At 57.1% G+C, this 24,283-nt stretch carries 27 protein-coding genes and 2 tRNA genes; 11 read left to right on the top strand and 18 right to left on the bottom strand.

Features of this window, described 5'->3' with window-relative positions; translation table 11 throughout:
* Positions 1 to 60 precede the first annotated feature (60 nt).
* The 3 genes from O0882_RS28770 to O0882_RS28760 all read right to left on the bottom strand — a co-directional run bounded on the left by O0882_RS28770 (position 61) and on the right by O0882_RS28760 (position 1,993).
* Complete coding sequence (locus O0882_RS28770) at positions 61 to 1,017, bottom strand: bifunctional helix-turn-helix transcriptional regulator/GNAT family N-acetyltransferase (RefSeq protein ID WP_289953414.1); 957 nt, start codon at positions 1,015 to 1,017, stop codon at positions 61 to 63.
* Positions 1,018 to 1,114: 97 nt separating this feature from the next.
* Positions 1,115 to 1,540 carry a hypothetical protein gene (locus tag O0882_RS28765; RefSeq protein ID WP_289953413.1) on the bottom strand — a complete coding sequence of 142 codons (426 nt, stop codon included), beginning with the start codon at positions 1,538 to 1,540 and terminating at the stop codon, positions 1,115 to 1,117.
* Between the two features lie 27 nt (positions 1,541 to 1,567).
* A complete protein-coding gene (locus tag O0882_RS28760; RefSeq protein ID WP_289953412.1) occupies positions 1,568 to 1,993 on the bottom strand; it encodes a hypothetical protein in 426 nt (141 codons plus the stop codon).
* Positions 1,994 to 2,122: 129 nt separating this feature from the next.
* On the opposite strand from O0882_RS28760, the gene O0882_RS28755 reads away from it, so the two are divergent.
* On the top strand, positions 2,123 to 2,617 hold the full coding sequence (locus O0882_RS28755) for a hypothetical protein (protein WP_289953411.1): 495 nt from the start codon (positions 2,123 to 2,125) through the stop codon (positions 2,615 to 2,617).
* 61 nt (positions 2,618 to 2,678) lie between these two features.
* Entirely contained in the window at positions 2,679 to 3,197 is a 519-nt protein-coding gene (locus tag O0882_RS28750; protein WP_289953410.1) for a hypothetical protein, read from the top strand.
* Positions 3,198 to 3,200: 3 nt separating this feature from the next.
* Here O0882_RS28750 and O0882_RS28745 read toward each other — a convergent pair whose 3' ends face one another.
* On the bottom strand, positions 3,201 to 3,917 hold the full coding sequence (locus tag O0882_RS28745; RefSeq protein ID WP_289953409.1) for an SDR family oxidoreductase: 717 nt from the start codon (positions 3,915 to 3,917) through the stop codon (positions 3,201 to 3,203).
* Positions 3,918 to 4,069: 152 nt separating this feature from the next.
* Between O0882_RS28745 and O0882_RS28740 the strand changes: the two genes are divergently transcribed.
* Entirely contained in the window at positions 4,070 to 5,374 is a 1,305-nt protein-coding gene (locus O0882_RS28740) for an MFS transporter (protein WP_289953408.1), read from the top strand.
* A gap of 53 nt (positions 5,375 to 5,427) precedes the next feature.
* Here the strand turns inward: O0882_RS28740 and O0882_RS28735 are convergent, their stop codons facing one another.
* Positions 5,428 to 5,844, bottom strand: coding sequence for an SMI1/KNR4 family protein (locus O0882_RS28735; protein ID WP_289953407.1), 417 nt, complete (start codon positions 5,842 to 5,844; stop codon positions 5,428 to 5,430).
* Between the two features lie 43 nt (positions 5,845 to 5,887).
* Here O0882_RS28735 and O0882_RS28730 point away from each other — a divergent pair, with 43 nt between their 5' ends.
* On the top strand, positions 5,888 to 6,634 hold the full coding sequence (locus O0882_RS28730; RefSeq protein ID WP_289953406.1) for a hypothetical protein: 747 nt from the start codon (positions 5,888 to 5,890) through the stop codon (positions 6,632 to 6,634).
* A gap of 433 nt (positions 6,635 to 7,067) precedes the next feature.
* Positions 7,068 to 8,648, top strand: coding sequence for an isocitrate lyase (locus O0882_RS28725; protein ID WP_099760425.1), 1,581 nt, complete (start codon positions 7,068 to 7,070; stop codon positions 8,646 to 8,648).
* 180 nt (positions 8,649 to 8,828) lie between these two features.
* Here the strand turns inward: O0882_RS28725 and O0882_RS28720 are convergent, their stop codons facing one another.
* Positions 8,829 to 9,263, bottom strand: a complete 435-nt coding sequence (locus tag O0882_RS28720) for an STY0301 family protein (protein ID WP_289953405.1) — start codon at positions 9,261 to 9,263, stop codon at positions 8,829 to 8,831.
* Positions 9,264 to 9,274: 11 nt separating this feature from the next.
* Positions 9,275 to 9,661: a BPSL0067 family protein gene (locus O0882_RS28715; protein WP_289953404.1), complete on the bottom strand. Its 387-nt coding sequence runs from the start codon at positions 9,659 to 9,661 to the stop codon at positions 9,275 to 9,277.
* Between the two features lie 140 nt (positions 9,662 to 9,801).
* Here O0882_RS28715 and O0882_RS28710 point away from each other — a divergent pair, with 140 nt between their 5' ends.
* Positions 9,802 to 10,131, top strand: coding sequence for a type II toxin-antitoxin system RelE/ParE family toxin (locus O0882_RS28710; RefSeq protein WP_289953403.1), 330 nt, complete (start codon positions 9,802 to 9,804; stop codon positions 10,129 to 10,131).
* 31 nt (positions 10,132 to 10,162) lie between these two features.
* The gene (locus tag O0882_RS28705; RefSeq protein WP_354670298.1) at positions 10,163 to 10,582 is read left to right on the top strand and encodes an addiction module antidote protein; all 420 of its coding nucleotides are present in this window, start codon (positions 10,163 to 10,165) and stop codon (positions 10,580 to 10,582) included.
* Between the two features lie 298 nt (positions 10,583 to 10,880).
* On the opposite strand, the gene O0882_RS28700 is transcribed toward O0882_RS28705, so the two are convergent.
* The 5 genes from O0882_RS28700 to acs form a co-directional block, all read right to left on the bottom strand.
* Entirely contained in the window at positions 10,881 to 11,594 is a 714-nt protein-coding gene (locus O0882_RS28700; RefSeq protein ID WP_289953402.1) for a hypothetical protein, read from the bottom strand.
* Position 11,595: 1 nt separating this feature from the next.
* Positions 11,596 to 12,684 carry a DUF262 domain-containing protein gene (locus tag O0882_RS28695; protein WP_289953401.1) on the bottom strand — a complete coding sequence of 363 codons (1,089 nt, stop codon included), beginning with the start codon at positions 12,682 to 12,684 and terminating at the stop codon, positions 11,596 to 11,598.
* Between the two features lie 19 nt (positions 12,685 to 12,703).
* Entirely contained in the window at positions 12,704 to 14,056 is a 1,353-nt protein-coding gene (locus O0882_RS28690) for a DNA methyltransferase (RefSeq protein ID WP_289953400.1), read from the bottom strand.
* A gap of 1,195 nt (positions 14,057 to 15,251) precedes the next feature.
* Positions 15,252 to 15,342, bottom strand: a tRNA-Ser gene (locus tag O0882_RS28685).
* 210 nt (positions 15,343 to 15,552) lie between these two features.
* Positions 15,553 to 17,559, bottom strand: coding sequence for an acetate--CoA ligase (gene acs / locus O0882_RS28680; RefSeq protein WP_099760431.1), 2,007 nt, complete (start codon positions 17,557 to 17,559; stop codon positions 15,553 to 15,555).
* Positions 17,560 to 17,853: 294 nt separating this feature from the next.
* On the opposite strand from acs, the gene O0882_RS28675 reads away from it, so the two are divergent.
* The 4 genes from O0882_RS28675 to O0882_RS28660 all read left to right on the top strand — a co-directional run bounded on the left by O0882_RS28675 (position 17,854) and on the right by O0882_RS28660 (position 21,214).
* Entirely contained in the window at positions 17,854 to 18,468 is a 615-nt protein-coding gene (locus O0882_RS28675; RefSeq protein ID WP_289953399.1) for a YqhA family protein, read from the top strand.
* A gap of 82 nt (positions 18,469 to 18,550) precedes the next feature.
* Positions 18,551 to 20,092 carry a fumarate hydratase gene (locus tag O0882_RS28670; RefSeq protein WP_289953398.1) on the top strand — a complete coding sequence of 514 codons (1,542 nt, stop codon included), beginning with the start codon at positions 18,551 to 18,553 and terminating at the stop codon, positions 20,090 to 20,092.
* Positions 20,093 to 20,159: 67 nt separating this feature from the next.
* Positions 20,160 to 21,005 (top strand): glutamate racemase, encoded by an 846-nt coding sequence (murI, locus tag O0882_RS28665; protein WP_289953397.1) that lies wholly within the window; start codon positions 20,160 to 20,162, stop codon positions 21,003 to 21,005.
* A 133-nt stretch (positions 21,006 to 21,138) separates the two neighbouring features.
* Positions 21,139 to 21,214, top strand: a tRNA-His gene (locus O0882_RS28660).
* A gap of 98 nt (positions 21,215 to 21,312) precedes the next feature.
* On the opposite strand, the gene O0882_RS28655 is transcribed toward O0882_RS28660, so the two are convergent.
* The 6 genes from O0882_RS28655 to O0882_RS28630 all read right to left on the bottom strand — a co-directional run bounded on the left by O0882_RS28655 (position 21,313) and on the right by O0882_RS28630 (position 24,159).
* Positions 21,313 to 21,645: a hypothetical protein gene (locus O0882_RS28655; protein ID WP_289953396.1), complete on the bottom strand. Its 333-nt coding sequence runs from the start codon at positions 21,643 to 21,645 to the stop codon at positions 21,313 to 21,315.
* 207 nt (positions 21,646 to 21,852) lie between these two features.
* Complete coding sequence (locus O0882_RS28650; protein ID WP_289953395.1) at positions 21,853 to 22,641, bottom strand: DNA adenine methylase; 789 nt, start codon at positions 22,639 to 22,641, stop codon at positions 21,853 to 21,855.
* 102 nt (positions 22,642 to 22,743) lie between these two features.
* A complete protein-coding gene (locus tag O0882_RS28645) occupies positions 22,744 to 23,010 on the bottom strand; it encodes a hypothetical protein (protein ID WP_289953394.1) in 267 nt (88 codons plus the stop codon).
* A complete protein-coding gene (locus tag O0882_RS28640) occupies positions 23,007 to 23,402 on the bottom strand; it encodes a hypothetical protein (RefSeq protein WP_289953393.1) in 396 nt (131 codons plus the stop codon). The genes O0882_RS28645 and O0882_RS28640 overlap by 4 nt, the downstream gene beginning before the upstream one ends.
* A complete protein-coding gene (locus tag O0882_RS28635) occupies positions 23,399 to 23,833 on the bottom strand; it encodes a D-Ala-D-Ala carboxypeptidase family metallohydrolase (protein ID WP_289953392.1) in 435 nt (144 codons plus the stop codon). The genes O0882_RS28640 and O0882_RS28635 overlap by 4 nt, the downstream gene beginning before the upstream one ends.
* A complete protein-coding gene (locus tag O0882_RS28630) occupies positions 23,830 to 24,159 on the bottom strand; it encodes a hypothetical protein (RefSeq protein ID WP_227742029.1) in 330 nt (109 codons plus the stop codon). The genes O0882_RS28635 and O0882_RS28630 overlap by 4 nt, the downstream gene beginning before the upstream one ends.
* Between the last annotated feature and the right edge of the window lie 124 nt (positions 24,160 to 24,283).

The raw sequence follows: 24,283 nt of genomic DNA, 5'->3' as shown, positions 1-24,283 counted from the left end.
GCGCGTATTGTAACGCGGGAGACGGCCGATGGGGAGCGCCGCGTGGCGCCCTCGCGTGTGCTACCGGCCCTGCCACTCCATGTAGACGTCGGCGCGCTGGTAATGGGCGTCGCCGGCGGGCCGCGCCACGTGCGCAAAGCCGCTGCTTTCGTACAGGCGGATGGCCGGCGCCAGCTTACTGTTCGACTCCAGGAACAACAGTTTCGCGCCGCTGGCCTCGAAGGCGTCGAAGGCCCGCTCGATCAGCCGGCGCGCGATTCCCAGGCCCTGGCATGCGGGCGTGACGGCCATCTTCGACAGCTCGATGCTGGCCTCGCCGGCGCGGATCAGCGCGCAGGTGCCAACGATCTTGCCGTCCAAACGCGCGAGAAAAATCTGCCCGCCAGCGTCGAGTATCGAGCGCTGCGGATCGGACAGCACCTTGTCGTCCAGCGCCTCGACATAGAAATAGCGTTCCAGCCAGGCGATATTCAGGCGCTTGAAATCGGCCGCGTAGGGCGCGGCGTAGTCGATGATTTCCACGGCGGCCCGCTCGCGCTGGCGCCGGCAGGCGGCGATCGTCTCGCCGAAGCCTTGCGATTGCAAACGCGCTTCCGCCCGATCGAGGCTGGCCATCAGTTGCGGCGTTCCTTGCTCAAAAACCAGATCGACGGCGGCGCGCACGTCGTCCCACAGGGGCGCCATGGTGCGCAGCAAGGCTTGCCCGGCGTCGGACAGCGCCAGCAGGCGGCGCCGCTCATCCTTGGCGTCCGGCAGCTCCACCACCATACCGGCGTCGAGCAGCTTGCGTCCCAGTTGCACCACCACCGGATGCGTCTGGCCGATCTGCGCGGCCAGGGCCGTGATCGCCGTGGGACCGTTGTCGCGCAGCAGCAATAACAAGGGGAAACAGCGCGACGTCAGTTCGACGCCGGCGGCCAGATAGCTGGTATCGACACCGGCATACAGTTGATCGGAAAGACGGCGCAGGCGGCTGGCCAGCATCAGGGAGCCGTAGGTTTGCAAGTTGGAGGACATGAGATCGGGGTATATGTAAGTAGTTACGTATACCCTAACGTAAACCAGTTTCCCTGGTCAAGAAGAAATATCCGCCGCACAACAGCCTACGCCGATATCAGAACACGCCAGCCTCGCCCGCATCAAAGGCTTCCTTCCACAGATGGTAGCCCTCCAGTTCGCTTTCATGAACAGGTTCATGGCCAATCAATGACTGCCCCTCCGCCGCGCCCGGACTGCGATTCGGAGCGTGGCCTATCCTGACTGTCCAGCTACCGTCCAGCGCAGCGGCCTGCGCCTCCTCGGTAGTGTCAAACTCGTATTCGCCGTATGCACAGCCGATGATCAGCAGGTAATCGTCCTCCGTTGCCACGATGTCCTTGCCGCCCATGTAAATCGCCTCGCCGCGACCGACCTCGACTGTATCTATCTTCAACACCTTGGAAACAGAAAACTTGCCGCCCTCGTCTTGAGAAAGCAGCAGATCTCCTTGCTTGAAAGGAAAAGTTTTATAGTCGGGAGGGAAGAAATTTCCTGCAATCATGTGTATTCCTGTCAGTTTATAGTTACATCAATCTTCATCGGCCAGCGCCGCTTGCAGCCTGGCCGCAAATACCTGCCCGATCAGTTCTCCCAACCCCGGCCACACCTGCGTCAGCCAGCGCTTGCCCTCCTCGCTCGGCACCACATACGGCGCGTCGCGCGTGGCGCAGTCCAGGCCGATGGCGATGACCTGGTCCGCATCGTCCAGGCCGCCCGCGATCATGGCATCGATGGGGAAAGCGATCAGCTCGGCGGTCAGATGCGGACGCAGCAGGCAGGCAGGCGCGATGATGGCGAACGACGCTTCCACGTAACTCCAGCAATTGGTGGGCCAGTGGGCAGACTTGACGGCATCGAGGAAGGCCGCGTCGCTGAAGGCATCCGGCTGGGCTTGCGCCTGCGCATAAAAGGCGGCAAGGGCGACGAGTTGAGGCGGGGAAGTCCAGGTGGGCATCGGTCATTAATCCATGCAAAGCCGCGCCGGGCTGGCGACAGTGGCGGACTGTAACATGTTCAATTAACACGCTGAAACACCAATGGCCGGGCATAATCATGTCCGCCGCCACTCTCGCCAGTCACAGCCATGCCAACCGCCTTTGAATTATGGAAAGCCGAATTACTAATTGTGGGCAACATCATCCAGGATGACGATACCACCACGCCGCCCGATGAAGCGCAGCGGCGCTTTCAGCGCTACTGCGTCATGCTCGATGCATTGACAGGCGCGGAAGGTACTCAATACGCGCTGGCCATTCTTCAGTCCGTGCAAGCCGGGCACGATTACGGCGCCTACCAGACGGCCAACCGCGCCGCCTGGCGCTTCGGCGAGACGGCGTATTGCGCCGCCCTGCTGCAGGAATTGCCGCGCCTGATCGCCAGCTTGCCAGACTGGGCCGGTGAATTTCTCGTCGGCATCGCCAACGGCGCCGGCACGCCCCACGCCTCGACCATTACCTGCTTCAACACCCTGCTGGCCGCCGCGCCGACCGCGCAGCAGGCGCTGATCGCGGATTTTATTGCACAGGAAGAAGATGACGGCTGGTTCAAGCATTGCCCTGGAGTGCTGGGGCATCCGTAAGACCCGTCTGTTTGCGCATGCGCGCCAATACTCATTACCTGTTTATATCAGGAGGAAGACAATGCTGCTGACACTCGACGACCCCATCTGGCCCACCCTGGAAGGCGGCTACCGCATACCCTACGACGTGGCCGCAGCACTCAAGGCCATGCAGGCGGGCGAAGACGTCTGGCATGAGCTGTGGGAAGAGCTGCACCACCAGGGCGACGTGGGCGTCGCCTCGTATGCGGCCGTGCCCCAGCTCGTCCACATGCTGGGCAACGCGCAATCGCGCGAGGAAGATTTTTACGCGCTCATCGCCCTGATCGAAGTGGAGCGCCACCGCCAGCACAATCCGCCGCTGCCGGACTGGCTGGCCGACAGCTACCGCGATGCCTGGGCGCAACTGCCCGCCATCGCCGCGCGCGACTTGCAGGGCCAGCTTGACCCCGTCATGCTGGAATCCGTGTTCGCCGTGCTGGCCTTAGCCAAGGGCAACTTGCGCCTGGGCGCCCTGCTGCTGCAGATGGACTCGTCCGAAGTGGATGAATGGCTGGAAGAGCGGCTGGGCTGGTCCGAGGTCTACGGCGAAGGTATATAACAGTCAGAAACGCTCGTCGCGCAGTGCCGGCAGCACCAGTTCGCGCACGAACGAGGCATTCGACAGGTTCAGCAGCATGCGCACGACGGCGACGACGTCATGCACGGGTATCAGCTCGCCCTCGCCCCGCGCGGCGGCGTCCGCCAGCGGCACGGACAAGCCATCGTAGGTATTCAGATAGCCCAGCTGCAGTGCTGTCACGGCCAGTCCCTGCGCGCGGAAACCTTCACGCAAGGCATCGGCGATGCCGTTCAGGGCGAATTTCGAGGCGCTGAACGTCACTTCCGGGCGACCGCTCTGGCGCAGGCCAGAAGTCGACCCCGTCAGTATCAGCTGCGGCTTGCTGCTGGCCAGCAAGCGCGGCACCAGGCGCTTGAGCAGCAATATCGTCGCCGTGATGTTGGTATTGACCATGTCGACGATGGCCTCGTCCGCATCGCCGAGAAAAGCGTAGTCATCGCTGAAGGCTTTTTCTTCCCACACGCCCAGGTTGTAGATCACCGCGTCCAGCACGGCCGGCGCTTCGCGTGCGATGCGTTCGACGGCCTCGGCCGGTGCGGCCAGGTCCGCCGCGATCCATTGCAGCTGTGTGCCCTGGCCGGCAGGCAAGTCGGCGGGTTGCTGGCGCGATACGCCGATGACGGTATGTCCGTCAGCGAGCAAACCGTCCACCAGCGCGCGTCCCAGGCCCCGGCTGGCGCCCACGATCATGATGTGCATTGTGTGTCCTTTCCAATGAAGTCAACGCTGATGATAGCGGCGTTGTATTAAGCGCAGCTGAGGCTGCTCACCATACGCGCCGCATTTACTCACGCGGCGGAAATGCGTATGCTAGATCTGGCAATCTCCGATAACACACAAGAACGAGACACATGCCTACTTCCAACACCGCCGCCATCAACGCCGCAAGCCGTCCCCTCACCAAACAAGACTATAAGACCCTGTCACTGGCCGCCCTCGGCGGCGCGCTGGAATTCTACGATTTCATCATCTTCGTCTTCTTTGCCAACGCCATCGGCCAGCTGTTCTTCCCGCCGGAAATGCCGGAATGGCTGCGTTTGCTGCAAACCTTCGGCCTCTTCGCCGCCGGCTACGTGGTGCGTCCCTTGGGCGGCATCGTCATGGCCCACTTCGGCGACTTGCTGGGCCGCAAGCGCATGTTCACCCTCTCCATCCTGATGATGGCAGTGCCGACTCTGCTGATCGGCATGTTGCCGACGTATGCCACCGTCGGCCTGGCCGCCCCGCTGCTGTTGCTGCTGATGCGCATCTTCCAGGGCGCGGCCGTGGGTGGCGAAGTGCCGGGCGCCTGGGTGTTCGTGTCCGAACATGTGCCCAGCCGTTTCACGGGCTTTGCCTGCGGCGTGCTGACGGCTGGCCTGACTGTCGGTATTTTGTTGGGTTCGCTCGTCGCGACGGGCTTGAACACTCTCTACACGCCGGCGGAAATCACCGATGGCGCCTGGCGCTATCCGTTCCTGCTGGGCGGCCTCTTCGGCTTCGGCGCCATGTATCTGCGCCGCTGGCTGCATGAAACCCCCGTCTTTGCGGAAATGCAGCAGCGCAAGGCGCTATCCACGGAAATGCCTTTGAAATCCGTGGTGCGCAGCCACCGCGGCGCCGTCGCCGTGTCGATGTTGCTGACCTGGATGCTGTCGGCCGGCATCGTCGTCGTCATTTTGATGACGCCTGCCCTGCTGCAAAAGATCCACCACATCGCCCCGCGCACCACCCTGGTGGCCAATACCGTGGCCACCCTGTGCCTGGCCTTCGGCTGCATCATCGCTGGCATGCTGGCCGACCGCCTGGGCGGCAAGCGCGTGATCTTCGTCGGTTCCGTGCTGCTGGCCATTTCCACGTATATTTTCTACACCACCGTCGGCAGCCGTCCCGACCTGCTGCTGCCCCTGTACGCCATGACGGGCCTGTTCGTCGGCGTCGTCGGCGCCGTGCCCTACGTGCTGGTGCAAGCGTTCCCGGCCCAGGTGCGCTTCTCGGGACTGTCGTTTTCCTACAACTTGTCGTACGCGATTTTCGGCGGCCTGACGCCCGTGGTCGTGACCCTGATGCTGAAAAACAACGTGCTGGGCCCCGCCTATTATGTGATCGGCGTGTGCGTGGTGGGCATGCTGACGGCGCTGTTCATCAAGGACCAGCGACAGACCGTGGGACGGTAGATTCGCGCAGCGCACGGGCTTGCCTCGTGCGCTGCGGCAACTGCCCCGGTAAGCTATCTAGAAAATAGCAACAGGAAGTCTTCAAAGGAGTTTGCAATCTTTCGCCAGTAGTCATCGTCCCACAAGATGACAGAGGGCGCGCTGCGGCCCCCTCTGTAGTCGAAACAGAATTGACTGCCGTCACCGGCCATGCCGAAACAAATGATTTCTGTAAAATCAACGATGTCCGGCATGGCTCCAGGGCCGGCACTGTCGCTTCCAGGCTCCCCATAGCAGCCATCACCGACGAAATACGCCCCAAGCTGTGCTGTCCGGGCAGTCAATTCGACGGCATCCGTATAGATGTGAGCCAATTCCGTCTGCAAGGTGCGACCGAAAGAATCGAGCTCCTCCTTCAGTCTCAAATTGCAAAATCCTGCCGCATTCCGATATATTGCTGCAAAAGCAATATACTCGACGGGTAAATCCATACCGTTAATCTGCATCGCTGACGTTACCTTTCACAAGCGGATCATGATATTAAAACAAATTTACCTCTACCCCGACCTGGTGGAGTTCCAGGGCCGCGCGCAAGACGTGGCCATCATCCGGGATCAGACTCGCCATATCTGCAATTTCCTTGAACGCCAACTGGCAACATTCAAGTTCAATTGTGAAAAATTTAATAAAATTTGCATCATCGGCTGCAGCGCCCCGCTGCGCGCAATGTATCTCGTGTCGAGCAATGCCCTGGCGGTGCCTGTCGTCTTTGACATCGACCGCTGCCGTGCCATCCCTGCCCACCTGCTTGCCGCGTATTACATCGACCTTCTGGTCACCGGGCTAACGCGGGCGGCGTCGGAATTTGCCATTCCGCTCGACGACTTGCTGCGATGGCTGGATGCATTCAAGGCTGGCGGCTACCGCAATGCATGGACATTCAAAGACAAAAATTTCCGCCATGCCGGCATAAGGTGCCGCCTCGATTGCAGCATGACGCTTGATGCATTCACGTTGAAGCTGCACGTGAGCAACAAGGGAGAAACAATTTTCGACCGCGTCATCCTCGTCACGCCGCCGGATGAAGTTGCTTTTCATTACAGATTTAAAGATGTAATCATTGAGGACGACAAGTTGATGGTGACCACAAAGATCGCTGTTGGAGACGAGCATATTTTGTACTCGCTACCGCTGTCAGAATTGACTGCCGGCGCAATCGAGTCACCGTCCCTGGATGCAGACGGCAATAGCATGAATCGGCCGGTGGCAGGAGTGCGCTGAGCGCCAGGTCCAGGTCGCATCCGCCATCTGGCTGCGGGTGAATGCCATGCACGATAAGGCCCGCCCGGCTGGCCAACTGCGCCAAACCATACCGCACGGAGCCACACGCCGGCCAACGCCGCCTTCGGGCGGTTTTTTTTCGCCCCGATTTGTCGCGCTGCACCAAATTCTGAAAAGACGTTTCACATCGCGAAATTTCAAACAGCAGACTCAGCCATTGATGCTCTCACTTTTTGAAAATTCATTTCACATCATGAAAAATCATAATTAAGCCATTGAAAAACAAAGACTTAATTTAAGTTATATGTCTTATATAAGACTTGAACATCGACGTGAATCGGCCTACTATTTAGTCATGCAGTTTGCTTCGACAAGACGTTGTGGCGCACTCGGCGATTTTCTCAAACATAGCTTTTCTTTTTAGGAGATTCACATGTCCCAATATCAAGACGACATCAAAGCTGTTGCTGGTTTGAAAGAGCAACAAGGCAGCGCCTGGAACGCCATCAATCCCGAGTCCGCCGCCCGCATGCGCGCCCAGAACAAGTTCAAGACCGGCCTGGACATCGCCCGTTACACGGCCAAGATCATGCGCAACGACATGGCCGCCTACGATGCGGACCCATCCAAGTACACCCAGTCGCTCGGTTGCTGGCACGGTTTCATCGGTCAACAGAAGATGATCTCGATCAAGAAGCACTTCAACAGCACCGACCGCCGCTACCTCTACCTGTCCGGCTGGATGGTCGCCGCCCTGCGCTCCGAGTTCGGCCCGCTGCCAGACCAGTCGATGCATGAAAAAACCGCCGTCACCAGCCTGATCCGCGAACTCTACACTTTCCTGCGCCAGGCTGATGCCCGCGAACTGGGCGGCCTGTTCCGTCAGCTGGACGCGGCCCAAGGTGCTGAGAAGCAAGCGATCCAGGCCAAGATCGACGGCCACATCACCCACGTCGTGCCCATCATCGCCGACATCGACGCCGGTTTCGGCAATGCCGAAGCGACCTACCTGCTGGCGAAACAGTTCATCGAAGCGGGCGCCTGCTGCATCCAGATCGAAAACCAGGTATCGGACGAGAAACAATGCGGCCACCAGGACGGTAAAGTCACGGTGCCACACGAAGACTTCCTGGCCAAGATCCGCGCCATCCGCTACGCCTTCCTGGAACTGGGCGTGGACGACGGCATCATCGTCGCCCGCACCGATTCGCTGGGCGCCGGCCTGACCAAGCAGATCGCCGTCACCAATGAACCAGGCGACCTGGGCGACCAATACAATTCCTTCCTCGACTGCGAAGAAGTGTCGGCCGATGCGCTGGGCAATGGCGACGTCATCCTCAAGCGCGAAGGCAAGCTGCTGCGTCCAAAACGCCTGCCAAGCAACCTGTTCCAGTTCCGCGCCGGTTCCGGCGAAGAGCGTTGCGTGCTCGACTGCATCACCTCGCTGCAAAACGGCGCCGACCTGCTGTGGATCGAAACGGAAAAACCGCATATCGCGCAAATCGGCGGCATGGTCAGCGAAATCCGCAAGGTCATCCCGAACGCCAAGCTGGTGTACAACAACAGCCCATCGTTCAACTGGACCCTGAACTTCCGCCAGCAGGTGTATGACATCATGAAGGCCGACGGCAAAGACGTGTCCGCCTACGAACGCGCCCAGCTGATGAGCGTGGAATACGACCAGACGGAATTGGCGATCACGGCCGACGAGAAAATCCGCACCTTCCAGGCCGACTCGGCCCGCGAAGCCGGCATCTTCCACCACCTGATCACCCTGCCGACCTACCACACGGCCGCCTTGTCGACCGACAACCTGGCCAAGGAATACTTCGGCGACCAGGGCATGCTGGGCTACGTTGCCGGCGTGCAGCGCAAGGAAATCCGCCAGGGCATCGCCTGCGTGAAACATCAAAACATGTCCGGCTCGGACATCGGCGACGATCACAAGGATTACTTCAGCGGCGAAGCGGCATTGAAAGCGGCTGGTAAAGACAACACCATGAACCAGTTCTAAGCTTTTGGTTTGGCTGTAGAGTGAAAAACCCGTTTCGGCGGGTTTTTTTGCGTCTGCGCTGCGGGCGGGTGGCAGTTTCGCATGTCGGCTTAGCGAACGCGTAAGCCGACATGCACAGCCGCAGGCGCATCGGCTTTGCGGCCTGCGATCCCCCCAGCAATAGCGCTGATACCAACTCACTTACCGGCAGTCGATATCGATCTCGTTCTGCCCGGCCTTGCTGCCTTTTCTGTAGGTGAATTGGCAAAGGCTGACGCTGTCGTCCATTCTCCTCGACAGCGTAACTTCCCCATGCACGCCGTAGCTGCATTGCAGCCACTTGCCGTCTGGATAGCGGCCTTCCAGACGGTAGCTGAGCGTCGTTTTCCCTTTCTTCTTGCGCTCCCCGCTCGGCACCAGCTGCCCCCTGCGCTGCGGTGCGCCATCGATCGGCGCTGCGGCACTCAGGTAAAGCGGGCTGTCGATATACGGTGTCCAGCCTGCCGGCACGGCATTCAGGCTGATCGATGCCGCAGGCACGCTCTCCCGGCAAGCATAAGAGACGGGCATCGCAGCCTGCGCGAGCACCTGGAAAAGGCAGCAGGCGGCGCCGGTCAACAAACGTGTATGTTGCATGGAATCTCCCCCTATTCGATGACGAAAAAAGCATCGGCATTGTTGCTGGGATCGATATGCAAGCCATTCTTGTACTGGCCTTTGGAACGCACGGTGCGCGAAGTCACGATACCCAGACGCTTGCCCGACCACTGATCCATGACAATGATCCCATCCAGCGCCTGCCCCATATACAGGGCCGCGTGATTGCCTTGCTGATGATTCGCATACTTACCGTTGATGAACGTGGCAATGGCCGTACCTTTGCGCAGCAAGCGATTCCCCAGCACTGCCTCCCCCTGCTTCCAGGCCAACGTGGCCGGCGCGCCAGCGTAATGGCGAACCAGCGCGACACATTGATGATTGCCAACCATGGTGGTTTTTTCCAGGTCGTCGACTTTGGGATAGGTGTAGGACATGGGACTCTCCGGGGGGGTGGGAGAGGCTTACGATACATGCGGGAAACTGAGGGGGAGTTGAGAAGGGACAAGGTTTGCGGGGGAGTAAGGCTTACGCAAATTTGATTGCGCATCTGTATTCGAGTGAATACAATGTTTTCATGAAGACGGTCAAAAAAACCAAGTACTTCAGCAACTGGTTGTCTGATATCAAGGACGACAAGACAAGGGCAATCATTGCCCAGCACATCGTCCGGCTGGAAAATGGGCTGGGTGACGTGAAGGCAGTTGGTGGCGGCGTGCGTGAATTACGCATTGATGCAGGGCCAGGCTGGCGTGTCTACTTCATCGAAGTTGAAGGCTACATGATCGTGTTGCTCCTGGGCGGAAACAAGAGCACCCAGACTGCCGACATCAAGAAGGCCAGGCAGATGGTCACAGATTTGAAGAAGTCTGCTGCAGCGAAATCCGCCGCAAAACCGAAAAATTAATAGCAACCCGAAGCAATACAGGAGGAGCATCATGACTGAGCACAACATCACGCTGTCCGACCTTGAAGGGCTGGATCTGGAAGACTTCGACCCAGCGGAATACATCACCAGCGATGAGGCAGCCGCTGCCTACATCACGCAAGCACTGGCAACGAACGACGCCGCCATATTTGCCGCCGCCATTGGCGATATCGCGCGTGCGCGCGGCATGAGCGAAATCGCCAAGGCGGCTGGCTTGGGTCGCGAGAGTCTGTACAAGGCACTGCGGCCGAATAGTCAGCCGCGAATGGAAACCATGACCCGCGTACTGGGTGCGCTTGGGGTGCGGCTGGTGGCGGAGGTTATTGGGGCTGGGAAGGGGGATGCGGTGGGTGGCGCTTCTAAAAAAGCGGGGGCTGCGAAACCGCGCTCGCGGGGCAAGCCGGCGGTAGCGAAGCCAGCAGCGGCCTAGGGCTAGGGCTGCCATTCGGACACGGACTGATGCTTTGTGGGCCTAGAAATCTATTAGGCCCTTGTCAGCATAAGTTCATAGCCTAGCGGGTAAGTCGAAGGGTCGGACCTACTGGCCCTCTTCGAATCGACCAACTGCGGCCTGCTGCGCGAGCCGCTTCGCACGCCGAGAGCGTGCGTTCTTGGTTTTAGCGAGCTTCTACCGTGCCCAATGCCGCAGCCCGTGTACGAATGGAGGACCTGATCCAATGGATTTAACAATGTTTTGTCGAAAATTATCAGCTAGACTAATTCTCACTCTATTTATATAGAATCCAAGTCTGGACCACTTCGCAAAATTTCGAGACCAATAGATCAGAAACCAACTCCGATAACGCCTTGAACTCCCTAGCACCAGGTGGTGATGCAAGCGTACCATGGCCAATATCGTTTCGTCGACCAACCAAATCATCAAGCCGGCCTATACATTTACGAAATTCAACAAACTCGGGCAATAAGGAAAGACCAATCGCCTGTGCATTTGCATCAAGAACAGCTACATTTACATTTGAAAAAGTCATTACCAAATCCGAGTCAAGCGGAATATTTTGCAATTTATGATTATGCCAACCTATTAAATTTGACAAAAATTCAACAAGCGTCCGGTAACTTCCAGAATTGATGGCTTTTCTGGTCGGTGTACCATCTAGGTTAGAAGTTCTACTGTGAAGCTTGGCAATAAAACTGGTAACAAAGGATTCTCTTTGGAGCCATAGAGTTGCCTGCTCAAAACTCATCACTGCTGGATGGCTAGCTTCTTGCCTGACCACCATCGCCATGATGCCAAAACTCGTACGAAAACAACGCTCCCATACCGCGTACAAAAAAGGGGTTGCAACAATTCTGAAAGCACTAGAATAGTGACCATCAGCATCAGCTGGACAGATCGCAAACATTTCATCTAATAACCGTTTACAATCATCCCGCAGAAAATCAATTTGCTCAATCGCTTGTCTCTTGATGGGTGAAAACATATTAATTCGCAAACCACGTGCGACCAAGATTAATACGTCCTGTCATCTTTTTTCTGGAGTTTGATCCACCACCAGTGACATCTTTAATTTCTTCACCCGCAAGTAATAATTCGATACGTTTTTTTACTTCAACACTGGTTAAGGTTTCCAAGTTTGCGTAAACCCCTGTAGCGACAACATCGTAGAGATTAGAACTAAAACCACCACGTTGGAATCGAAACGCTTTCCCATCTGGAACTGCCTGATAGATCATTTCGAAAGTTTTAATTATGCGATCTTCAATTTTAGGGTCGATTCTAAATTTCCCTTCAGCGGCATATGCCATGAATTCATCTAAAAATTCGCTAACATTGTGTTTAGGTTGCGTGCTATCGTTACTAAATGCCAGAAGCCTCAATATCATTTCATCAACTTTCATTTTTTTCTCTTCTTCTGTCGACAAGAGGAGAGCTTCATGAATGATTTTTGTTTTACTAATTTCTCGAAGTTTCGTCGGAAATTCAGTACCAAGCAATCTAGCTGTACAATTGCGAATTTCTTGATCAGAAAGTAATGATCCTTGTTTATTCAGCCTTTTAAAGACCTCGTATCGCGCTCGAGAAGACGATTCTTTTTCAAGTAAAATTACGGTGATACGAGCATAACGTACTGTTCTAACAAGAGCCTCTGGTAGAGTAGTAGCACTAAAACCTTCAAGGCTTTTTATAATTGGGCCTTCTGCCAGAACAAGAGCAGTAGTTAGGTCATTATCTGGCTCAGATTTATCTAGAACTGCCGCCTGTTGTTCTGCCGAAAAAATTTCATCACTAAAAAATTTAATTAATGTACTTACCCGTTGCAAACCATCAATGACTTCAAAAGCACCATTTGGATTTGTTGCCAAAAATAATGGAGGCGATGGAATATTAAGCAAAATAGATTCAATATATTGAGTTTGCTGATCAATATCCCAACGAAATAGGCGTTGATACTCCGGATCAATTTTCAAATCGCCATCTTTGAATTGACCCACTATTTCTCGCCAAGTAGTGCTGTATGTATCCGTAGAAATTTCTTGACGATACATGTCAATTTCGTCCAATATACTCATTACAGCTCCTAATTAAAAATTAACAATCACCGTATGGCTTTTCTATGAGAACTGCGTCTTCAAAATATATTTTATTATTTTTATAAATTGTCGATTTGGTATTTTTGTGGGCCATATGACCCTTAACAATACTTCTAGATTCTATTCGAGCCGATAGTTTTTTTTCACTTGCCATTTGAACAAAAATTTCACCCAATGGAATTTCAATATCTTTAAAATAAGAGCTCTGCACAACTAACAATGCAGCTCCTCCTGGCTTCAAAACACGCCTTATTTCATCTAGAGAAATATCAATATCCATAAAATACTGAGTAATATTTTTCCAATAATATCCCGCAGCTGCTTGCGTTGGATGTTTCCTTATTGAATCTAAAACACCATTACAAATCTCTCCCCATTCTGGGGACTGAAGTTTAAGGTGACTAGTAATCACGGGCGCGCCCGTTGTCTTGTGGCGAACCTCACGAAGAAAATCCCTCCCACCAAGAAGATGCAACTCTGGCAACGTTGATACTGCGTAATCAATGCGCGTTAAGTAGGGAGGTGAGGTAATGACGTAATCCACACTTGCGGACTCAAGTGCAATACTCTTCGCATTTCCGTTCAAAGACCAAAGTGGCGAAGTCGAAGTCGACTTTTCGTAAAAATTAGCTAGAGCACCCAGCATATCATTTGCTGTTTCCTTAAGACTGTCAAGCAGATCATTTTCACTGATACAAATTGGATCTTTAACTTTTCTAACCCATGTTGGATTTGTTAGACGCAGCCCATTCATTTTTTTTCGCAGAGCAACAAATGCAACAGCGCGACAGAAAGCCGCAACTGGTTGTAAGACTACAGCGGAACCATATTGCGTACAAATCGATGGAACCTCGGAACCCTTGCAGGGCTTATCAAAAACGGAAATCGAACTAAAAAGTGAATGTAAAATTTTCTCAGTTTCTGGCGAATAGATGTTTTCATCTTCCAACAGTTGTGTCGCTGATTTTCCATTCCATATAGCTGAATTAAAGAAATCCTTAATAATATTACTTTTCAGCAATACTTCGTTTGATTTAGCAGCTGCAAAATTTGCCATGACTGGGTTGATATCTATGGACACTGAGCGAATGCCGCGACGAGACGCAACGATTCCGGTAGTTCCACTCCCCCCCCATGGATCTAGAACTAAATCACAGGGCCTTACCTTGAGAAAATCCAATGCACTGTCAACAAATGCTTCTGAGTAACCTGCGTAATATGGGTGCCATGCATGAATACCTTTGCGCTCGACGGATGATCTTTTTGCACAAGAAAGCCGCGTCGTGGGTGGTTCCTCAAGCTTACTTGGTGAGGCTGTAGTTTTTTGACGGGAGATGCTTCTTGAGTTCACGGGATGGATTCGCAATGGTGGGATTTACACGTTAAGCTAGAGAAAAACAATTCTGTGCCATCCTCAATCCTTAGTCTAACAGATGGTAACTCCCTCATGTTGTCGAGCCGGGGTCAGGTCCGCCATTCGTACACAGACTGATGCGCTGAGCGCCGTAGAAGCCAGCTCAGTCGAAACCTAATTAGAACCACGCGTACCGGGGTCAGGTCCGCCATTTGGACACAGATTGATGCTTTGGGTGCCGTAGAAGCCTTTAGGTCTTCGTCGGCATGAGTTCATAGCCTATCAGGGGATTCGAAGGGACAAACCCTACAGGCCCTCTTCGAATCGAGCAATTGCTGCCCGCTACGCAGGCGCGGGCAGCTTCGCGCGCTGAAGGCGTGTGGTCATGGCTCTGGCTGAGCTGGCTTCTGCAGTGCTCAATGCATCATCCCGTGTCCAAATGGAGGACCTGACCCGGCCCTCCCATAGGAGTACCTAATTGATCGCGTCCTCTCGAATGGCACTTGACAATTAAATCATATGCAACTTATGATAATTTCCATATATCAACATTTTCACTGGGGAATTAATTGGGGCATAAAACAAGTAGCTGCGGTCTCTGTCATTACGAATTCAACATCGGAGCATATGTTTGCCAAGGATGTCGCGGTGATATCACTTATGGCGCAACAAGTCAGGAACTGGCGGAGGCTTCAAAAATGGGGTTCATTATCTTCGGCATCGTAGGCTTTGCCTTGGTGTACTTTCTCCCTATGGTTTTCAACAAATATTTAGGCATGCAGATCGGAGACGGCTGGGGACTCGGCTTCTATGGACTAGGCCTGGTCGCGGCCAGCGCCGGTTTTGGAGCCTATAAATTTAGGTCCAGCTTACTGAACGCAGAAGCCTCTACAATCCGCACATTTCGCAGATAAACATGCGCAAGATGTCGCCTCTGGTGCTGGACGCAGGTCCGCCATTCGTATTGGGCGCAGTAGAAGCTTGCTCAGTCGAAACCTAATTAGGACCACGAACGCGCGCTTGCGGCGCGCGGAGCTGCCGCGCAGCGGCAGCAGCCAGTAGATTCGGAGAGGGCCGGGCCGGTAGGCCCGACCCTTCGAATCCCCCGCGCACGCCCCGCAGGGGGCGTGCTTCTCTCCGCGTACAGACGAAAAAAAAAGCTACCCGAGGGTAGCTTTTTCTTTTTCGTCTGTGGCGGAGAGAGGGGGATTCGAACCCCCGATAGAGTATTACCCTATACACGCTTTCCAGGCGTGCGCCTTCAGCCGCTCAGCCATCTCTCCTGAAGGCAATGCGCGCGTCTTGCTTGCTCACATTGTGTACTGCATATCGCTTGTCGCGAAGCCGCAGATTATAGCAAAGATTCTACGGACTGCCAAAGTTATTTACCCTGGGGTAAAAGTAGCGCCATACAGTAACCCGGTAAGGACTGGGGTCGGACCCTGAGGGTCCGACCCCAGATATTGCTCTGGGTTTCGGCTACCCAAGCAACATCAGGACGTTTCTTTCAACTGATCCAGGATGGCCGGGTTTTCCAGGGTCGAAACGTCTTGCGTGATCGTCTCGCCCTTGGCCAGCACGCGCAGCAGGCGGCGCATGATTTTGCCGGAGCGGGTTTTTGGCAAGTTGTCGCCGAAACGGATTTCCTTCGGTTTCGCGATCGGGCCGATTTCCTTGCCGACCCAGTTGCGCAGCTCCAGCGCCAGTCGTTTCGCTTCCTCGCCCGTCGGACGCGCCTGCTTCAGCACCACGAAGGCGCAGATCGATTCGCCTGTCGTGTCGTCAGGACGGCCCACCACGGCCGCTTCGGCCACCAGCGGGTTGGCTACCAGGGCCGATTCGATTTCCATCGTGCCCATGCGGTGGCCCGACACGTTCAAGACGTCATCGATGCGGCCCGTGATGGTGAAGTAGCCCGTTTCCTTGTTGCGGATGGCGCCGTCGCCTGCCAGGTACATCTTGCCGCCCAGTTCTTCCGGGAAGTAGCTGGACTTGAAACGCTCGGGGTTGTTCCAGATCGTGCGGATCATCGATGGCCATGGACGCTTCACCACCAAAATACCGCCCTGGCCGTTCGGCACGTCCTGGCCCGCTTCGTCGACGATGGCGGCCATGATGCCCGGCAATGGCAGGGTGCAGGAACCAGGGACCATCGGCGTGGCGCCTGGCAACGGGGTGATCATGTGGCCACCCGTTTCCGTTTGCCAGAAGGTATCGACAATCGGGCATTTCTCGCCGCCGATATGCTTGTAGTACCACATCCACGCTTCCGGATTGATCGGCTCGCCGACCGTGCCCAGCAAACGCAGGCTGCTCAGGTCGTAGTTGCTTGGATGGACTTTCGGGTCCACGTCGGCCGCCTTGATCAGCGAACGGATGGCCGTCGGCGCCGTGTAGAAGATGCTGACGTTGTGCTTCTTGATGGTTTCCCAGAAACGGCCCGCGTTCGGGTAGGTCGGGATGCCTTCGAACACCACTTGCGTGGCGCCCACGGCCATCGGGCCGTACGCGATGTAGCTGTGGCCCGTCACCCAGCCGATGTCGGCCGTGCACCAGAACACGTCGTCGGGCTTGATGTCGAAACTCCACTTCATCGTCAGCGCGGCCCACAGCAGGTAGCCGCCGCTCGAATGCTGCACGCCCTTCGGCGTACCCGTCGAACCCGAGGTGTACAAGATAAACAGTGGGTGCTCGGCATCGACCCATTCCGGCTCGCATTGCGCGCTCTGGCCTTCGACCAGGTCGTGCAGCCACGTGTCGCGGCCGGCCACCATCGGCAAGTCGCTGCCCGTGCGCTTGTAGACGATGACGTTTTTCACGCACTCGCAGCCGCCCAGCGCCAGCGCTTCGTCGACGATGGATTTCAATGGCAGCTTCTTGCCGCCGCGCAATTGCTCGTCGCCCGTGATGACGGCGACGGCGCCCGCGTCGATGATGCGTTCCTGCAAGGACTTCGCCGAGAAGCCGCCGAACACGACGGAGTGGGTGGCGCCGATGCGCGCGCAGGCTTGCATGGCGGCAACGCCTTCGACGGACATCGACATATAAATGATGACGCGGTCGCCCTTGGCGATGCCCTTGGCTTTCAAGCCGTTGGCGAACTTGCAGACTTTTTCGTGCAGCTCGGTATATGTTGCCTTGGTGACGGTACCGTCATCCGCTTCGAAGATGATGGCCGTCTTGTCGCCCAGGCCATTTTCGATGTTGCGGTCCAGACAGTTGTAGGACACGTTCAGCAGGCCGTCTTCGAACCACTTGTAGAACGGCGCGTTGTCTTCGTTCAGGGTGCGGGTAAACGGCTTTTTCCAGCTCAGGTTTTCGCGCGCCAGCTTGGCCCAGAAGCCTTCGTAGTCGCGTTCGGCATCGGCCACCATGGCGCGGTAAGCGTCCATGCCGGAAATCGTTGCCTGTGCGGCAAATGCTGCCGACGGTTGAAATACGCGCGACTCTTCCGGTCCCTGCTGCTCAGTGCCCTGCCCTTGGTTCTCTATAGCGGCCATGCTAGTCTCCAGTGTAGTAATTGTTTGGTAACACCATATTCCTGCTGTCTTACGGACGCCTTACATGCAGCGTTTTCCTCGATCCATTCTAACCATAATCGCCACTGCCGACGGGCGTCAAGCGTACGCCGCCCAGCATTCTGGATGGAAAAACTGATAACAAGTCAATTAGTTGGCGTCGCTTTGTGTTTCATCAAGGCCAAGAATCCAAATCGAGGGCATGCGCAGTGATCAGCAGCAAGTGTAAAATGTCGGGCATACCAAAAATTGGTATTTACCCCCAGGAAACTCCAGATGATCGACCACTTACAAAAGCCCTCCCATAGCAAACTGCATCCCCTGTCCGCCTTCATCTTCATGTCGCGCTGGCTGCAGCTGCCGCTGTACCTGGGCCTGATCCTCGCGCAATGCGTGTATGTATTTCATTTCTGGGTGGAACTGTCGGACCTGATCGGCGCCGTGTTCGGCAATGACGCGGCCCTGCAGCACGTCTTGACGGCCGTGGCCGTACCGGGCAGCGCCCTGCCGACCAAGCTCAATGAAGCCACCATCATGCTGGTGGTACTGGGCTTGATCGATGTGGTCATGATCTCGAATCTGTTGATCATGGTCATCATCGGCGGCTACGAAACGTTTGTCTCGCGCATGCACCTCGATGACCATCCGGACCAGCCGGAATGGCTGTCGCATGTGAATGCGTCCGTGCTGAAGACGAAACTGGCGATGGCCATCATCGGCATCTCGTCCATCCACCTGCTGAAGACCTTCATCAACGCCAACTCGTACAAGATCGAAGTGATCATCGCGCAAACGGTGATACACATGGTCTTCATCCTGTCGGCGATGGCGATTGCGTACACGGACCGCATCATGACGGTCACGCAAAACCAGGCCAGAGCACCACACTAAAGAAAACAAGCCCATGGCTGCCAGCGGCGGCCATGGGCTTTTAGCAAAGAGTCCTACCCTTCTTATCCACCGCGAGAACACCATGACTGTCATAAAGCAAGAAGACCTGATCGAATCCGTCGCCGCAGCGTTGCAGTACATTAGCTACTACCACCCTGCTGATTACATCGAGCACCTGGCGCGCGCCTACGCGGCCGAGCAAAGCCCGGCGGCAAAAGATGCGATCGCGCAAATCCTGACCAACTCGCGCATGTGCGCGGAAGGCAAGCGTCCTATCTGCCAGGACACGGGTATCGTCAACGTCTTCCTGAAAATCGGCATGGGCGTGCGCTTCGAAGGCTTCTCCGGCACCGTCACCGACGCCGTCAACGAAGGCGTGCGCCGCGCGTACAACTTCGACGACAACAAGCTGCGCGCCTCCATCGTGGCCGACCCGCATTTCGACCGCAAGAACACCAAGGACAACACGCCAGCCGTGGTGCACATGGAACTGGTCGAAGGCAATACCGTCGACGTGAAAGTCGCTGCCAAGGGCGGCGGTTCGGAAAACAAATCCAAGATGATCATGATGAACCCGTCCGATTCGCTGGTCGACTGGGTCATGAAAACCGTGCCAACGATGGGCGCCGGCTGGTGCCCGCCAGGCATGCTGGGCATCGGCATCGGCGGCACGGCCGAGAAAGCCATGCTGATGGCAAAAGAGGTGTTGATGGAAGACATCGACATGTTTGAGCTGAAACAGCGCGGCCCGCAAAACAAGCTGGAAGAATTGCGTATCGAACTGTGCGACAAGATCAACTCGCTGGGCATCGGCGCGCAAGGCCTGGGCGGCCTGACGACCGTGCTCGACGTGAAAATCATGATGCACCCGACGCACGCCGCGTCGAAGCCGGTCGCCATGATCCCGAACTGCGCCGCCACGCGCCACGGCCACTTCGTGCTGGACGGCTCGGGCCCTGCCTACATGACGCCGCCATCGCTGTCGTCGTGGCCGGAAGTGCACTGGACGCCGGACACGGAAAAATCCAAGCGCGTCGACCTGAACACCCTGACGAAAGAAGAAGTCGCTTCGTGGACGCCGGGCCAGACCTTGCTGTTGAACGGCAAGATGCTGACGGGCCGCGACGCTGCGCACAAGCGCATCCAGGACATGCTGGCCAAGGGTGAAGAGTTGCCGGTCGACTTCAAAAACCGCGTGATTTATTACGTCGGCCCGGTCGACCCCGTGCGCGACGAAGCCGTCGGCCCGGCCGGCCCGACCACCGCCACGCGCATGGACAAGTTTACCGACATGATGCTGGAAAAAACCGGCCTGATCGCCATGATCGGCAAGGCCGAGCGTGGCCCCGTCGCCATCGAATCGATCCAGCGCCACCAGTCGGCTTATTTGATGGCTGTGGGCGGCGCCGCCTACCTGGTGTCGAAAGCCATCAAGCACGCCAAGGTGCTGGGCTTTGCCGACATGGGCATGGAAGCGATCTACGAATTCGACGTCGTCGACATGCCGGTGACGGTGGCCGTGGATGCGAAGGGCACTTCGGTGCACAACACGGGTCCGAAAGAGTGGCAGGCGAAGATCGAGCAACTCAATAGCGTCAGCAAGATTCCCGTGACGGTCGTTTAAACAAGCTCTACCATAGACGCCGCGCGGCAACATCAGCGCGGCGTTTTTTTATCTTCAACGGTTCCCTATGACTTTTACTGCAAGCATTGCCCGCCCGGACGCGCCCATCGGCATTTTTGATTCCGGCGTGGGCGGCCTGTCGGTGCTGCGCCATATCCGCGCGCAGCTGCCGCAGGAAGACCTGATTTACTTTGCCGATTCCGGCTATGCGCCGTATGGCGACAAGACGGAACAGCAAGTGGTCGATCGTTCGCTGGCCATCACCGCCTTTTTATTGCAGCAAGGCGCGAAGGCGCTGGTGGTGGCGTGCAACACGGCCACCATCGCCGCCATCAAGGCGCTGCGCACGCGCTACCCCGACCTGCCCATCGTCGGCGTCGAACCGGGCCTGAAACCGGCGGCATCCATCAGCCGCAACGGCAAGATCGCCGTGCTGGCGACGGAACGCGCCTTGCGCGGCGACAAGCTGCTGGCCCTGCGCGAACAGGTGAGCGCCGCCACGGGCGCCACGTTCATCTTGCAGCCCTGCATCGGCCTGGCCGACCGCATCGAGCAGTGCGAGCTGGGCAATGACCCGCAGGACGCCACCAGCGCCATGCTCGAACACTACATCGCGCCCATGCTGGCGCAAGGCGTCGACACCCTGGTGCTCGGCTGCACGCACTACCCGTTCGTGCAGGACGCCATCGTCCGCACGGTGCGCGCGCATACGCAGGAAACGATTACGCTGGTGGACACCGGCGACGCCGTGGCGCGCCAGCTGGCCCGCTTGCTCGACGCGGCAAGCCTGCGTCGCATCGACAACGACGCACCGCGACTGCAGGGCTACACGACGGCCAAGGTCGAAGCATTGGCGAAAGCCTTCGCCGGTTTGCTGGACTTGCAGCCGCCCGTCACACACCTGGAGGTATGAGTCGCGAGAGGCAATTTCCAGCAATCTTTCGGCTTTTTGAAAAAGACTGCATTTAGATTTGCCACTTCGCCGAGTTCTTTGTATAATTCGGCACCTGTTCAGCAAAACAGCTAAACAGGTAAGTAAGACAGTGGTGGCTGTAGCTCAGTTGGTAGAGTCCAGGATTGTGATTCCTGTTGTCGTGGGTTCGAGCCCCATCAGCCACCCCACAGAATAAGTAGGAAAATCAAAGGGTTACACGCTTCGGCTTGTAACCCTTTTTTTGCATTTTCCAACGACTTTTCTTATTTTCCAACGCAATCAAATTTCACCTCTTCCACTGCGCAGGGCCAGTTCGGGCCGCGACCGCTTTTTCCAGATCCGCTTGAGTGGTGATCACTGAAATCTCTGCTTCTCCATCAAGTGTCGCCAGCACTCGTCCAGGCCGCTGATCTGCCACAATCTCCGCGCTCCAAGCCATTGCCACATGAGCCATAGTCATGGGGTTGATTTCAAATCCACGGACCCGCAACTTTCCATCTCCCACCCACACAATAGCAGCGTCATACAAAGTAGGAAGTATGGAGTCTCCGTCACCGATTGGCCATAAATTCGCCACACGCACTATTCGCCCGAAGTCTTTTTCATAGCCTTCGTTCATCGAAAACTTACCTACGGCCGTATGGCGCAAGGTAATTTCCCTGTGCCGAGGCAAAGGCACGCCTTGATCGGAATACAATTTTGCTGCTATTACAAGCACGGCGACACTCCAATATACTGTATATGCATACAGTATATCCAAACTTTAAACGCTGTAAAGTAAACATCGGCCAAGCGTGCAGACGTCTGCACACCTGGTCGCTTAGACTTAGAACAAGCCCGCTGGTTCGGCCTCCTTATCCCAGCTGTAAATAATCAGTTCCTTGCGCTCGACTGCCTTGCCACCGCCCCCCACGTTGTACTGAATACCAGTCGTGTCCATCTGGAAACGCGCAAAGACGCGGCGGATGTCCGGGTGATCATTTAGGCTCAAGATGGCCTTGCCCCTCAGCCTGGCCATCAACTCGGCCATCTTCTCGTACTGTTCGAACTCAAACTCCACGCCATACCCGGCCGTTTCCCAATACGGCGGGTCCAGGTAAAACAGCGTGTGCGGCCGGTCGTAGCGCTCCATGCACTTGTACCAGTCCAGGTTCTCGATGTAGGCGCCGGACAAGCGCAGGTGCGCTGCCGACAAGTTCTCCTCGATGCGCAGCAGGTTAAGCGGCGGAGCGGTGGTGGCCGTGCCCCACGATTGCCCGTCGACCTTGCCACCGAAGGCATGCTGCTGCAAGTAGAAGAAGCGCGCAGCGCGTTGCAGATCCGTCAGGGTATGCGGCGGCGTGTCCTGCAGCCACTTGAACACCTCGCGGCTCGACAGCGCCCACTTGAACTGGCGCACGAATTCCTCCAGGTGGCACTTCACGACGCGATACAGGTTGATCAGCTCGCCGTTGACGTCGTTCAGCACCTCAACGTCGGCGGGCGGCCGCATGAAGTACAGCGCGGCGCCGCCAGCGAAGACCTCGACGTAGCAGGTATGAGGTGGAAATTGCGGGATGATGCGGTCGGCCAGGCGTCGTTTGCCGCCGATCCAGGGGATGATGGGTAATGCCAAAATGTGTACCTCCTAGTGGTAAAGTCGAATTCCTCCCATGAGGCAATCCAAGCCTACTCACCAGGCTCCACCGGCTGATTGCTGCTGTTAGCGCAGCGACAATCAGCGCTCTGCTTTTTCATCTGGCAGAATGCACCCCGCAATTACTGCCTCCAGTTCCACTTCATACTTCCGGCCGCGCGGCCAGTCCCGCGCCAGCGCCAGGACGATCTCGCCATCGGGCGCCGCCGGTACCAGCTGGTCAAACTCGTAGGCCGGCCGATGCGGCATCGACTTTACACATGGTGTAAAGACGGGAACTTCGACCCGCTGCGGCGCCAGCGGTGCGCTGGCGCAGCCGGCCAGCACCAATACAAGCATCCATTTCATCGCACGCCCTCCAGCAGCAACCTGACGGCCGGCATAGCCTCGTTGCAAGTCGTGGCGCGCACGCTAGCAACCTGCGCCAGGGCCGCGTCGTACTTCTTACCCTTGGCAGCAGAGGCCGCCTGCGCCGCCACGCCGCGCTCCTGCGCCGCCAGGGTTGCCTTGGCCATGCCCTCGATAGCGCGGTTTTGCTCGCTGATCGACGCGCGTAGCTGCCCGCTTACTCCCTGCTCCAGCACCAGCGCAGCGCGCGCGGCGTCACGGTCACCGGCGGCCAGCCACCAGCCGGTGCCAGTGGAGCTGGCCACCAGCAGCAGCACGGCGGCCAGTACGATGGCGACCGCCTTCCAGATCCCACTGACGGCGCCGGCCGCCAACGCGCCCAGGGCGCTCATACGATGCCCGCCACGTAGCTGACTCCGCCGGCAAACTTGGCCGTAAGCACCTGGCGCCGCGGCGCGCCCGTCGACAGGCCGATATGCACCCACGTTCCCTCGTAGATCAGCTGGTCGAAGGCGATATCGCTTTGTCGGATCAGCAGGGCCAGGGCCTTGGGCGCCAGCTTGGCCGTGCTGATATCGGCGGCCAGGCCCAGCACGTGGGCGCTATTGGCCGCGCCGCCCACGGCCTTGTTCAGCGCAGGGGAACGGTAGCCGCTGGAAATGGCGATGGGCGCGCCCACCAGCGCGCGCACCCGCTCCAGCAGCGCGGCCAGGCGCGTGAGGTTGTCGACGATGGCGGGCGCCGGCGCATTGTCGATGCCCTTGCGGGTGGCCACCTGCGAGGCGACCAGTTCGGCTAGGCTGAAATGTGGGCTCAGGTTCACAGGCCACCCCGCACGTCCTTGACGACGGCGGCAGCGTCGCGTGCCAGCTCGCCGATATCCTTGTCGCGGCGCTTGTCGAACCAGCGCACCGTGGCGCCCAGCACCCACCAGGCGGGCAAGCCGGCGGCAACCATCAGCGGCGCGGCGATGAACAGGAAGCCCAGCGCCGGGTCGCTGCCGTACAGCACGGCCACGGCGCGCGCGCTGTCGAACAGGCCCGGCATCCAGTTGCGCACGACCACGACCAGGGCCGGACCCATCAGGGCGGAAAAGAGAATGGTGACGAAGAAGCGCACGCCCGCTTCCTTGGCAGTTTTTGGCCACATGAACATGAATCCCAGTGAGGTTGCGGCAGCGCCGGCCAGGACCGGGATGCCGAAAATTTTAATCAGTGCGCCGCCAGCGGCGGTTGTTTCGATGGCCATGAATGCCTTTCAGGTGGTGGAAATG

Source organism: Janthinobacterium sp. SUN073 (genome assembly GCF_030397665.1).
Taxonomy (GTDB): domain Bacteria; phylum Pseudomonadota; class Gammaproteobacteria; order Burkholderiales; family Burkholderiaceae_D; genus Janthinobacterium.
This window is presented reverse-complemented; position numbering and strand designations above follow the sequence as displayed.